The organism is Streptomyces sp. NBC_00005 (assembly GCF_045160215.1).
In the GTDB taxonomy this organism is placed as follows: domain Bacteria; phylum Actinomycetota; class Actinomycetes; order Streptomycetales; family Streptomycetaceae; genus Streptomyces.
In genome coordinates this window covers 1318852-1331501 of sequence record NZ_CP108316.1, presented here as the reverse complement: position 1 = coordinate 1331501, position 12650 = coordinate 1318852, and the positions used below count along the sequence as shown (strand labels likewise).

The following is a 12650-nucleotide window of genomic DNA, read 5'->3' as shown; positions in this document are numbered from 1 at the left end:
CATGAGCAGCCGCAGGCCGCCGTCGCCACGGCGGCATCGCACGTCCAGGACATGACCGCCGCGCTCGTCGCCGGCCGCATCGACATGGCTTGTCCTTGTCGATCGCCGACTGCCGAGCAGCGCGGAGAGGGAGGAGCTTCGATGAGGAAGCCAGTAGGGCGAGACGTCGTTGTCGTCGGTGCCGTTCGCACCGCGATCGGACGCGGTCATCCCGAGAAGGGCTGGTTCCGGGATGTCCATCCCGCGACGTTGCTGGGCCGCTCCTTCTCCGCGGTGCTCGAACGCTCCGGCGTGGCTCCGACCGAGGTCGACGACGTCATCGCCGGCTGCGTGCAGCAGATCGGTGAGCAGGGCTGCAACGTCGCGCGCAACGCGTGGCTGCAGGAAGGCCTGCCCGTCGAGGTACCGGCGACGACGGTCGACCGGCAGTGCGGGTCGGGGCAGCAGGCGGTCAACTTCGCGACCGCCATGATCGCCTCCGGGGCGCAGGACGTCGTCGTGGCAGGCGGCGTCGAGCACATGGGCCATCTGCCCTTCGCCGCCGGGGTCCGGATCCAGGAGGAACTCGGGCGCGCCATCACCCCGGAGGTGCAGGAACGGTACGGACTCGTGCAGGACCACACGCTGGTCGGGCAGGGCGTCGCCGCGGAGATGATCGCCGAGCGGTGGGACCTGTCGCGGCCCGAGCTCGACGAGTTGGCGGTACGGTCGCACCGGCTCGCTCACCTCGCCACCCAGTCCGGCGCGTTCCGGCGGGAAATCGTCGACATCGGGATCGGCTCCCAGGTCTACGACGTCGACCAGGGCATCCGCCCGGACACCAACCTCACGACACTCGCTGGACTGCGTCCGGTCTTCCGTGCCGACGGCCGTACGACCGCGGCGACCTCGTCCCAGGTGGCCGACGGGGCATCGGCGGTCCTGCTCATGAGTGCGGACAAAGCCGCCGAAATCGGTGTCCGCCCCAGGGCGCGCATCGTCGACCAGGCCGTCGTCGGCGTCGATCCGCAGATCATGCTGACCGGCCCGATCCCCGCTACCCACAAGATCCTGGACCGCAACGGGCTGACCGTCGACGACCTCGACACGATCGAGATCAACGAGGCGTTCGCCTCGGTCGTGGGGGCGTGGCTGCGCGAGCTGAAGCCCGACCTGGATCGCGTGAATCCGCGAGGCGGCGCGATGGCCCTCGGCCACCCGCTGGGCGCCACCGGCGCCCGGCTCATCACCACCCTGCTCCACCAACTCGAGGACACCGACCGTGAAATCGGGCTCGTCACCATGTGCTGCGGCGGTGGGCTCGGTACCGCGACGCTCCTCCAGCGGCTCTGACCAAGGCGTTCGCGCGCCGGAAAACCGAAGGTGAATAGCGATGAAGCGTGAGTTGCACCATTTCGTGTCGGGCAAGAGCATGCCCGGGCAGTCGGGCCGGTTCGCCGAGGTCTTCGACCCGAACTCCGGGACGGTACAGGCCCATGTGCCGCTGGCGTCGAAGGCCGAGGTTGAGGCGGTCATCGCCGACGCGGCAAAGGCGCAGGCCGAGTGGGCGCGATGGAATCCGCAGCGGCGGGCGAGGGTGTTGATGCGGTTCCTCGAGCTGATCCGCGCCGAGCAGGACGACCTGGCGAAGCTGTTGTCCTCGGAACACGGCAAGACCGTCGCCGACGCCCAGGGCGACATTCAGCGGGGGCTGGAGGTGGTCGAGTTCGCGATCGGTATCCCGCACCTGCTCAAGGGGGAGTTCTCCGACAGCGCCGGCACCGGGATCGACGTGTACTCGATGCGACAGCCACTGGGTGTGGTCGCGGGCATCACCCCGTTCAACTTCCCCGCGATGATCCCGCTGTGGAAGGCCGCCCCGGCGATCGCCTGCGGAAACGCCTTCATCCTCAAGCCCTCGGAGCGTGACCCGTCGGTGCCGCTGCGGCTCGCGGAGATCTTCGTCGAGGCCGGGCTTCCGCCGGGGGTGTTCAACGTGGTCAACGGCGACAAGGAAGCGGTGGACGTGCTGCTGACGGACTCCCGCGTGGAGGCGCTCGGGTTCGTCGGCTCGTCGGCGATCGCCGAGTACGTCTACGCCACGGCCGCCGCGCACGGCAAGCGGGCCCAGTGTTTCGGTGGCGCCAAGAACCACATGATCGTGATGCCCGACGCCGATCTCGACCAGGCCGCCGACGCACTCGTCGGCGCCGCCTACGGCTCGGCGGGGGAGCGGTGCATGGCCACTTCGGTCGCCGTCCCGGTCGGGCAGGCCACCGCCGACGCACTGGTCGACAAGCTCGCCGAGAGGGTTCGCGCGCTGAAGGTGGGGGCGTCCCACGACGCCGGCGCGGACTTCGGTCCGCTGATCACGGCCGACGCGGCACACCGGGTCCGCGAATACATCGAGTCCGGCGTCAGCGAGGGTGCCCGACTCGTCGTCGACGGCCGCGATGTCACCGTGCCCGGATACGAGGGCGGGTTCTTCCTCGGTGGCTGCCTCTTCGACCACGTCACCCCGCAGATGCGGATCTACCGGGAGGAGATCTTCGGCCCGGTCCTGTCGATCGTGCGCGCCGAGGACTACGAGCAGGCGTTGCGGCTGCCCAGCGAGCACGAGTACGGCAACGGCGTCGCGATCTTCACCCGCGACGGCGACACCGCCCGCGACTTCACCCAACGCGTCAACACCGGCATGGTCGGGGTGAACGTCCCCATCCCGGTGCCGATCGCCTACCACACCTTCGGCGGCTGGAAGCGCTCCGGATTCGGCGACCTCAACCAGCACGGCCCGGACTCGATCCGCTTCTACACCAAGACCAAGACCGTCACCTCCCGCTGGCCCAGCGGCATCAAGGAAGGCGCCAGCTTCGTCATCCCCACCATGAGCTGAGCGGACCCACCAGCTCCCGGAAGGAGCCAACGACATCATGCGCGAAATCGTCTCCCACGGCCCGCTCGGAGCCGCCCGGTGAACCCCGCGGAAGCAGAGGTGCTGCTCCGCGTCGAGCACGGGCTGGGCCGCATCACCCTCAACCGTCCACGGGCGATCAACGCCCTCACGCACGCCATGGTCCGTACGATCCAGACCGCGCTGACCACCTGGGAGACCGACGAGCGGGTGCGCGCCGTGGTCCTCGACGGCGCGGGGGAGCGTGGCCTGTGCGCCGGGGGCGACATCCGCTCGATCTACCACGACGCGCGCACCGGCGGCACCACGTCACTGGCGTTCTGGGCCGACGAGTACCGGCTCAACGCCCACATCGCGCGCTACCCGAAGCCGTACGTGGCGCTCATGGACGGGCTGGTCATGGGGGGCGGCGTCGGCCTGTCCGCACACGGCTCGCTCCGGGTCGTGACCGAACGCTCCAGCGTCGGCATGCCTGAAGTCGGTATCGGCTTCGTCCCCGACGTCGGCGGCACCTACCTGCTCTCCCGCGCCCCCGGTCAACTCGGCGTCCACGCCGCGCTCACGGCCGCGCAGCTCTCCGGCCCCGACGCCATTCACTGCGGACTGGCCGACCACTACGTGCCGAGCACCCGGCTGACCGACCTGCTGCGCGCGCTGGAGACCACGACACCGGCCGACGCCGTGGCCTCGGTCGCCGAGACGCCCCCGGAGAGCACACTCGCCGCTCGGTCCGCGTGGATCGACTCCTGCTACGCCGCCGACACCGTCGAGGAAATCCTCGACCGGTTGCACGCGCACGGCTCCGAGTCGAGCGCGGCCGGAAAGGAGATCGAGGCGAAATCGCCGACCGCCCTCAAGGTCACGCTGCGCGCCCTCCGATCGGCGGCCGGCCTCCCCACCTTGGAGGCCGCACTCGACCAGGAGTACCGCGTCGCCAGTGGCTGTCTGCGCGCCCCGGACCTGATCGAGGGTGTCCGCGCACAGATCATCGACAAGGACCGAAATCCCCGCTGGTCACCCAGCACGCTCGCGGAGGTCGGCCCCGAACTCGTCGACCGCTTCTTCACCATCCCGGACAACGGCGATCTCGGCCTGGCAGGAGGGCAGCAGTGATGGGCACGACGACAGCGTTCCTCGGACTGGGCAACATGGGCGGCCCCATGGCGGCCAACCTCGTCAAGGCCGGACACACCGTGGTCGGATTCGACCTGATGCCCGAGGCACTCGCCCGCGCCGAGGCAAGCGGGGTGACCACGGCGCGCTCGGCGACCGATGCCGTCAGCGACGCCGAGGTCGTCATCACCATGCTGCCCAGCGGCCGGCACGTCCTCGACTGCTACCGCGAGATCGTCCCGGCCGCACCGGCCGGTTCGTTGTTCCTCGACTGCTCGACCATCGACGTCGCCGCTGCCCGCGAAGCCGCCCACCTGGCCATCGACGCGGGCCACCCCGCGATCGACGCTCCCGTCTCCGGCGGCGTCGTCGGCGCCGAGGCCGGCACCCTGACGTTCATGGTCGGAGGCAGTGACGACTCCTTCTCCACCGCCGAACCACTGCTTGCGGTCATGGGAAAACGAACCGTCCACTGCGGCGGATCAGGAGCCGGGCAGGCGGCCAAGATCTGCAACAACATGGTCCTCGGCATCTCGATGATCGCGGTCAGTGAGGCGTTCGTCCTGGGCCGGGAGTTGGGCCTCACCGACCAGGCACTGTTCGACGTCGCCTCCACCGCATCCGGGCAGTGCTGGGCCCTGACCACCAACTGCCCCGTCCCGGGTCCCGTGCCGGCCAGCCCGGCCAACCGCGACTACGCCGGCGGCTTCGCCAGTGGGCTGATGCTCAAGGACCTCCGGCTCGCCCAGGCCGCCGCCGCTGACGAGGGCGTCGACACGGTCCTCGGTCGCACCGCCGCGGACCTCTACACCCGGTTCGTCGAGCACGACGGCCCCCATCGGGACTTCTCCGCGATCATCACCGCCATCGCCGCCGAAAAGCCGTGATCACGGTGGAGGGGCACGAGCCCCTCCACCGTCAACGGCTCGGCTTCGCCCGATGTTTGACTAGAGTGTCAAACTTTCGCTACTCTCGTCGAGAGTCCGGGAGTGGACCGGATTCTCTGCCGGAGGACGGCCGACGTCGACATCGTCGCTCCCCGTGGACGCGGGGTCCTTCCGATCGAAACGGCGAATCGCACCGGCCTGGGCCGAGCGCGATTCGGATCCCGTCGGCGTCATTTCTTCGAACTGGAACATCTCCCCGTGGCGCACGTTTCCCAGATCCACGTCGTCACTCTCCCCGAGGAGCCCCGAATGACCGAGTCGCAATCCCCGAAGGACATAGCCAGGCACTTCTACGACAGCTACAACCAGCAGGACATCGACGCCAGCTTCGAACGCTACGTCGCCGAAGACGCGAAGAACCATGCCATGGGAGGTCGCTACGACCGCAAGGCATGGCTTGAGGTGGACTCCTCCCTGGTCCAGGCGTTCGCGGACTTCTCGATGACGGTCCTCGACCAGGTCGCCGAGGGCGACAAGGTCGCGACGCGCTGGATGGTGAAAGGCACTCAGCGATCGGAATTCCTCGGGATTCCGTCGAGCGGGCGCACGGCGGAATTGACCGGGACGGCGGTCGACCTGATTCGAGACGGCAGGGTCGCCGAGCATTGGCTCGAGATCGATCTCGGTGGCTTCCTCCAGCAGCTGGCCGGAACCGAGAGCTGATCCGTTCATTCGCAGGTGGGGAAAGGGTGGCCGGTCCAGCGCGCCCTTTGCCGTACTCGTCAACAGCGTCGGAGGGACAAAGATGTCGAAGACGTCGCGGAAGTATGACGTGATCGTTGTGGGTGGCGGGCAGGCGGGCTCTGTCCTCGCCGCCCGTCTGAGTGAGCGATCCGATCGCTCGGTGCTCCTGCTCGAAGCCGGCCCGGCGCCGGCGCGGATCGAGGACTTTGGCGAGGCGATCCTCGATCCGAGCAACCTGGAAGCCTCTTATGCGGGCCATCCGGCCAACTGGTCACTGCCTGGCGAATCCACGCCCGGCACCGAAGTTGCCATCCCGCGTGGCAAGTTCATCGGTGGATCGGGCTCCATCAACGGCGCGTACTTCATTCGCGCGACCCGGGCGGACTTTGATCGCTGGGCGGCGTTGGGCAACGACGAGTGGTCCTACGACAAGACGCTCGCCTCGTACAAGCGCGGCGAGACCGACCTGGACTTCCCGGGCCCCCTGCACGGATCCGACGGCCCGATGACGATCCGGCGCGAAGGTGCCGACCGTGCGCCGGAGTTCACGTCCGCGTTCACCCGGGCCTGCCTCGACCTCGGGTACCCCGAGGAACCCGACAAGAACGGCGACGGGCCCGAGGGTGTGGGTCCGCTGCCGCTGAACATCGCTGAGGGTCGCCGGATGAGCGCCGCGATCTCCCATCTGATGCCGAATCTCGGACGCCCGAACCTGGAGGTCCGAGGAGGCGTGTTCGTCCGCCGCGTGATCTTCGCCGGACGACGCGCTGTCGGCGTGGAGGCCGAGATCGACGGCGCTTCCGTGGTGCTGCGCGGCGACGAGATCGTCCTCTCGGCCGGCGTGCTGCGCTCCCCGCAGCTTCTGATGCTCTCCGGGATCGGCCCCGCCGAGCAGCTCCGCAGGCACGGCATCGAGGTACTCGTCGACGCCCCCGGTGTGGGCGCCGAGATGTACGACCACCCGGATCTGGTGGTGTCGTATGCCATCGACGCGCCGACGGTGTGCATTCCGGGGCGGGGCATCGTCACCTCACTCCTGCACTGGAAGGTGCAGAACCCGGGAGGCGACAGCGACGGCAGCGTCGAGATCATGCCGTTCGTCACCACACCCGGCGCCTCGACCGGGATGGAGCCCCCGGCCGGCGGACCGGATCCGGACGACCCGTTGTGGAACCCGTTCCTGTTCATGCGGCTGATGCAGCAGAACAGCCGCGGGCGGCTGACGCTAGCTTCGGCGGATCCTCACCACACACCTGGCCTGGTCTGCAACTTCCTGACGGAGGGCAGCGACATGCGCCAGTACCGCGAGGTGGTCCGGGTTCTTCACGAGATCTTCGAGTCGGGGCCGATGCGGGCGGTCGGGGCGCGCGTGATGGGCCTCGGTCGAGGCGATGTCACGTCCGACGAGGCGCTCGACGGGTGGATCAGGGCCCATCTCTCGCCCTTCGGCCCCGGCCACGCGACCTCGACCTGCCGGATGGGCCCGGACGACGACGCGTTTGCCGTCGTCAGCCAGGACGGGCGCGTTCGCGGCGTCGAGGGTCTGCGTGTGGCCGACACCTCCATATTCCCGCGCGTGCCGTCGCGCGGGACCAGCGCCAGCGCCGTGATGGCCGGGCAGCGCATCTCGGAGCTGTTCGACGGCCCGGTCGTGGAACCCCTGAGTCACCGGAAGGTCCACGCCGCAAGCGAATGAGGTACCCGCCCGAGTCGATTCCGGCCGCGGCGCACCGTCGCCGCCTCGGGTATTGACACTAACGTAGAAAACTGGTCGCATGTGTCTACAATCAATTTCTGGTCGGAAGGAGCCGTGATGGGGCGTTCGACGAGGCACGCCGAGTCCGACTACGACGTGCTCGAGCTGGAGTTCTTCCGCTACGCGGTCGAATCGGTCATCGAAGAGCTCGAGATCAGCATCACGAGAACCGCCTACAACGTGCTGGTGTACGAGTACAAGGACTACTGCGTCGGTCTGGTCACCAAGGACTTCCGGCTGCTGAGCCAGTCCCGGCACAACCTGCCGATCTTCCTCGCGGACCTCGGCGTGCCCGTCCGGGACGCGGTGGAGGTCATCGGCGAGGACCGCATCGAACCCGGCGACGTCTTCCTCACCAACTACACGCCGGTGCAGGGGCAGCATCTCAACAACATGATCGCGGCCACTCCCGTCTACACCGGAGGGGAGATCGTCGGATACCTCGCCGTCCGGATGCACTGGTCCGACGTGGGCGGCCAGAACCCCACGTCGCTGAGCTGGGCGGCGACGAGCGTCCTCCAGGAGGGCGTGCAGTACCGCGGAACGAAGATCATGAGCCGCGGCCAGATCGTCCCCGAAGCGCTGGCCACCATCCAGGCGAACTCGTGGTCGCCGGCCGTCGTGACCGGCGACCTGATGGCCCAGATCGGAGCGCTCCAACTCGGCGCCCAGCGTTGGCAGGAGCGGGTGGCGAGCCGCTGGGACGCCGCGACGACGGAACACATGGTCGAGCAGCAGTTCGCGACCAGCGCCCGGCTGAGCCGTTCGAAGGTGGCCGAGATACCGGACGGGGAGTACACGGCCGGCATCGACATGGACGACTCGGGTGCTCCCGGCACCGAGCCCCTGAAGCTCAAGGTCGTCATCAGGGTGACCGGCGAGCGCATGATCGTGGACCTCTCCGACCTGCCGCCCCAGGTCGCGCGCCCGGTCAACGCCGGTGCGACCGGCGGCGCGCTCAGTTCCATGCGCGTGGGCTTCAAGTCGCTGCTGGCGCCCGAACGCCCGGCGGACGAGGGGCTGTTCGAGCCGCTCGAAGTCATCATCCCGCCGGGGACCGTGCTGAGCGCGGTCGGTACCGCTCCGATGAGCTGGTACAACACCACTCTGCCCACCATGATCGATCTGTTCCTGCGGGCGATCGGGGAGAAGCTTCCCGACCGGATTCCGGCCGGACACCACGGCGCGTTCTGGGGCATCACCCTGGCCGGCCAGTACGACAACGGCGAATACTGGACGTATCTCGTCGGAGCGAACGGCGGATTCGGAGCGTCCGCCGAGGACGACGGATTCGGTCCCCTGCGCACGCTCATGCACGGGGACAATCCCGATGTCCCGATGGAGATGGTCGAAGCTCAGTATCCCGTGCGGTTCCACAGCCACCGGATTCTCCGCGAGGCCGGCGGCGCCGGACTGCACCGAGGCGGTGCGGGGCTGGAACGAGTCGTCGAGGTCCTCCAGGAATCGCAGCTGAGCACCTATATCGACCGCACGGTGAATCCTGCCTGGGGGCTGGCCGGCGGCGAGCCGGGACAACCGGCCAGCATTCACGTCCAGTTGCCGGGAAGCGAGGACAGGCGGCCCTACGGCAAGACCTCTCCGACGCCGGTACCGGCCGGCACCATGCTGTATCTCCGCGGCGGCGGCGGGGGCGGCTGGGGAGAGGTGCAGTCATGAAAGGCATTTCCCACTCCGGGTTCGGAGCTCCCGAGGTCCTCGCCTACGGTGAGCTGCCGGATCCGATCGTGCACCTCGACGAAGCACTGGTCCGCGTACACGCGGCCGGTGTCAATCACCTCGAAGCCGGGATACGCGCGGGCTTCATGACCCCGTTCTTCAACAACTTCCCGCCGATCATTCCCGGATTCGACTTCGCGGGCGAGATAGTCAGCGCCGGGTACACCTTCGAGGACTATCAGCCGGGTGACCGCGTTCTGGGCATCGCGCTCAAGGACTACGTCAAGAACGGCACCTATGCCGAGCTGGTGGCCGTTCCCCGTCGGCTGCTCGCTCGCGTACCGGAGGGCCTGGACCTCATCGAGGCCGCGGCCCTGCCGACGGCCGGTCTCGCCGCCTGGCAGTCCCTGCGCCCGCTCATCCGCGAGGGGGACACGGTCTTCATCAACTCGGCGTCCGGTGGCGTGGGCCATATCGCGGTCCAGCTCGCCCGTCACTTCGGTGCCTCGACGGTGGTCGGCGCGTGCTCGCCGGGCAATCACGAATTCGTCCGGTCTCTCGGCGGCCTTCCGACCGAGTACGGACCGGGCATCGAGAGCCGGGTCGCCGAACTGGTCGGCGGGGACGGGCGCGTCGACGTCGTCCTCGACCTCGTGGGCGACGAGACGCTGGACTCGTCCTTCGCGATCGTGCGGAAACCGGACCATGTCGTGTGCCTGAACCCGTCGACCGCGGAGCAACGCGGCGGGCATTTCAGGACGGCGCGCCCGGACCAGAACGATCTGGAGGAGCTGGCACGCCTCGCCTCCACAGGTGACCTGCATGTGGAGATCAGCAAGACCATTCCGCTCGAACTGGCCGCAGACGCACATCACTTGATCCAGGACCGCCATGTCCGGGGCAAGCTGGTGCTGTCCGTCAAGCCGTGAGCACAGATCGTCGAGCCGTACGAAAAGGGCAGGCGAATCCGGTGCCCGGCCGCCTGACGAACAACAGAGGAGCTGCAGTGCTGCCCGAAGGGACACGAAACGCAAGCGACAGGCAGGCGGCATTGGCCGCCCGCGTGGGCGCCGACATCGGCGGTACGTTCACCGACGTCGCCGCGGTGGACGCAGACGGCCGCCTGCACATCGGAAAGCGGCTGACGACCCATGGTGCCGAAGGCGACGGGGTACTCGCCGCACTCGCCGACACGGACACCGACCTCAGCGGGTCGGAGGCCATCCTCGCCCATGGCACCACGTTGGTCATCAACGCGCTGCTGGAACGCAAGGGCGCGCGGGTCGGACTGGTCGTCACCGAAGGGTTCGGCGACGTCATCGAAGGCGGCCGCTCCAGCAGGCCCGAGATCTTCAACCTCACCTACCGCCGGGATCCCGTGATCGTTCCGCCGGAACTGCGGTTCGAGGTGGCCGAACGGGTCCATGCCTCCGGCGAGATAGCCGTACAGCCCAGCCAGGACGAGATCGACGGCCTCGCGGACAAGCTGCTCGCGGCGGGCGTGGAAGCGGTGGCGGTCGCCTTCCTCAACTCCTATGTGGAGCCGGCGAACGAACGGCTCGTCGCCGACCGGTTGAGGACACGCCTGCCCGGCATCACCGTCACCGTCTCCTCGGACATCAGCCGGCAGTGGCGCGAAGCCGAACGCTTCACCACCGCCGCGGCGAACGCCTATGTCGCGCCGGTCGCCGACCGGTACATCGAACGGCTGCTCAACGGTCTGCAGAGCGATGGCTTCACCGGCGAGTTCGTGGTCCTGGACTCGAACGGTGGCGCCCTCGCCCTCGACGCCGCCCGCCGTTTCCCGGTGAAGGTCGTGGAGTCCGGACCGGTCGCGGGTGTGATCGGCGCCCGCGAACTGGCGGAACAGTTCGGCATCGAGAACATGGTGACCTTCGACATGGGGGGCACCACGGCGAAGTCGTGCCTGATCGAAGGCGGCCGGTACGCGTCGACGGAGCTCTACTGGATCAACGGCTACGAGCGGGGGTTCGCCCTCCAGGTCCGTAGCGTCGACGTGACCGAGGTCGGTGCGGGCGGTGGATCGATCGCGTGGTGCGACGAGTCCGGCACGATGCGGGTCGGTCCGAAGTCGGCCGGCTCCCAGCCGGGACCGGCCTGTTACGGCGGCGGCGGGACCGAACCCACCGTCACCGACGCCAACCTCTACTGCGGTCGCCTCGACCCGCAGAACTTCGTCGGTTCCCTCCAACTGGACATGGGTGCTGCCGAGGCCGCGATCGGCCGACTCGCCGACCAGACCGGCATGGATCCCCACCGGGTCGCGCTGGGGATCATCAAGCTCGCCAACCTCTCCATGGCGGCGGCAGTGCGGCGACAGACCCTGGAACGCGGCCGTGACCCGCGCGAGTTCACCATGGTCGCGATCGGCGGAGCGGGCCCCATGCATGCATGCGAGGTGGCCCTCGAATGCGGCATCGGCCAGGTCCTCATCCCGGTCCATGCCGGACACTTCTCGGCGATCGGCATGCTGGGCGTCAATCTGCGCCTGGAGCGCAGCGAAATCCTGTCGACGAGGCTGCCCGACCTGGACTCGACGTCCTTGCGCGAGGCAGTGGGCCGTATCGCGGACGAACTGGAGAAGGAGCTCTTCTTCGGTTCCGACGGCAGCCTGCGGGCCGGTGAACTCCGAGTCGAGTGGGCACTCGCCCTTCGCTACGTCGGCCAGAGTCAGACACTCCTCGTCCGGCTCCCGGGCAAGGCGGACGGCAGCGTGCCCCAGAACGTCGCCGAACTGCTGCGCGCCGAGTTCGAACACGAGTACCGCCGTCGCTACGGCCACATCGACGAGCTGTCCGACATCGAGGCCGTCGAACTCGAAGTCACCGTCGAACGGGTGCTCCCTCGCCCCACGATCGTCGAGAGTGACGTCTCGGGAGGCCCGCGAAGCGAGATCGACTCCTACTTCGACCTCGACAGCGGCCCGGTCACCTCACAGGTGATCGCGCGGGGTTCGCTGGCGGTGGGGGACACGTTCACCGGCCCGGTCGTGATCTACGAACAGGGCGCCACCTCGGTGATCCCTCCGGGTGCGCGTGGCGTCGTCCTCGATGGCGGCAGCATGTTGATCGATCTGCGCGACATCGCAGCCACGTAGGAGCCGCCGTCGGTTCCGGCGGTGCCGGTCTCACCGTCACCGCCGGAAGGCCGAGGCTGTCATGCCTGCGGAGCAAGGCCGGCCTCGCGGGCCCTGTGGTCGTTGTGCGGGCTCATCACCGGTCGGACGGCGTCTTTCCCCTTCGGCCAGCACGGCATCGGCCACCGGCCGGTCGAGCCAACGGTAGTAGGGCTGTCTGGCGAGCCGGAGGACCCGGCACGTGACCGTGACGGGAACCTCGTCAACGGCCAGCTCCTTCACGAGCGGGTAGATCCTTTTCCCGGCAGATTCGCCGGTGACAGACAAGCCGCGGCCCGGCGCAGGACCGGGCCGCCCTGACCTGCGAACGAACGGCTCCCCGCGCCGGGCCTCGCGATCGGTGTGGTGCAGAGTGGCAATCGTCGGCCCATGACACCACGTCGGCGGTCCGTTGTCCGGACCCTCAGCCTTGGCCTCCGTGCTCGT

9 protein-coding genes are annotated in these 12650 nt (G+C 68.6%); all 9 read left to right on the top strand.

All coding sequences use genetic code 11. The features are described 5' to 3' along the window. Positions 1-141: 141 nt before the first annotated feature. Positions 142-1332, top strand: coding sequence for a thiolase family protein (locus OG303_RS06515; RefSeq protein ID WP_405865664.1), 1191 nt, complete (start codon positions 142-144; stop codon positions 1330-1332). Positions 1333-1372: 40 nt separating this feature from the next. Further along, entirely contained in the window at positions 1373-2872 is a 1500-nt protein-coding gene (locus OG303_RS06510) for a CoA-acylating methylmalonate-semialdehyde dehydrogenase (RefSeq protein ID WP_405865662.1), read from the top strand. A 78-nt stretch (positions 2873-2950) separates the two neighbouring features. Continuing rightward, positions 2951-4003 carry an enoyl-CoA hydratase/isomerase family protein gene (locus tag OG303_RS06505; protein WP_405865660.1) on the top strand — a complete coding sequence of 351 codons (1053 nt, stop codon included), beginning with the start codon at positions 2951-2953 and terminating at the stop codon, positions 4001-4003. After that, positions 4003-4890 (top strand): 3-hydroxyisobutyrate dehydrogenase, encoded by an 888-nt coding sequence (mmsB, locus tag OG303_RS06500; protein WP_405865658.1) that lies wholly within the window; start codon positions 4003-4005, stop codon positions 4888-4890. The genes OG303_RS06505 and mmsB overlap by 1 nt, the downstream gene beginning before the upstream one ends. A gap of 309 nt (positions 4891-5199) precedes the next feature. Then, positions 5200-5613, top strand: a complete 414-nt coding sequence (locus OG303_RS06495) for an ester cyclase (RefSeq protein ID WP_405865656.1) — start codon at positions 5200-5202, stop codon at positions 5611-5613. An 82-nt stretch (positions 5614-5695) separates the two neighbouring features. Then, a complete protein-coding gene (gene mftG, locus OG303_RS06490) occupies positions 5696-7330 on the top strand; it encodes a mycofactocin system GMC family oxidoreductase MftG (RefSeq protein ID WP_405865654.1) in 1635 nt (544 codons plus the stop codon). 117 nt (positions 7331-7447) lie between these two features. Then, a complete protein-coding gene (locus OG303_RS06485; RefSeq protein WP_405865652.1) occupies positions 7448-9067 on the top strand; it encodes a hydantoinase B/oxoprolinase family protein in 1620 nt (539 codons plus the stop codon). Further along, positions 9064-9996 (top strand): NADP-dependent oxidoreductase, encoded by a 933-nt coding sequence (locus tag OG303_RS06480; RefSeq protein ID WP_405865650.1) that lies wholly within the window; start codon positions 9064-9066, stop codon positions 9994-9996. The genes OG303_RS06485 and OG303_RS06480 overlap by 4 nt, the downstream gene beginning before the upstream one ends. Before the next feature lie 122 nt (positions 9997-10118). Beyond that, entirely contained in the window at positions 10119-12185 is a 2067-nt protein-coding gene (locus OG303_RS06475) for a hydantoinase/oxoprolinase family protein (RefSeq protein WP_405865648.1), read from the top strand. Positions 12186-12650 lie beyond the last annotated feature (465 nt).

Excerpts from the sequence above, each read along its gene's own strand:
- OG303_RS06515 (WP_405865664.1), top strand. The coding sequence starts at position 142 with ATGAGGAAGCCAGTAGGGCGAGACGTCGTTGTCGTCGGTGCCGTTCGC.
- OG303_RS06510 (WP_405865662.1), top strand. The coding sequence starts at position 1,373 with ATGAAGCGTGAGTTGCACCATTTCGTGTCGGGCAAGAGCATGCCCGGG.
- mmsB (WP_405865658.1), top strand. The coding sequence starts at position 4,003 with ATGGGCACGACGACAGCGTTCCTCGGACTGGGCAACATGGGCGGCCCC.
- OG303_RS06495 (WP_405865656.1), top strand. The coding sequence starts at position 5,200 with ATGACCGAGTCGCAATCCCCGAAGGACATAGCCAGGCACTTCTACGAC.
- mftG (WP_405865654.1), top strand. The coding sequence starts at position 5,696 with ATGTCGAAGACGTCGCGGAAGTATGACGTGATCGTTGTGGGTGGCGGG.
- OG303_RS06485 (WP_405865652.1), top strand. The coding sequence starts at position 7,448 with ATGGGGCGTTCGACGAGGCACGCCGAGTCCGACTACGACGTGCTCGAG.
- OG303_RS06480 (WP_405865650.1), top strand. The coding sequence starts at position 9,064 with ATGAAAGGCATTTCCCACTCCGGGTTCGGAGCTCCCGAGGTCCTCGCC.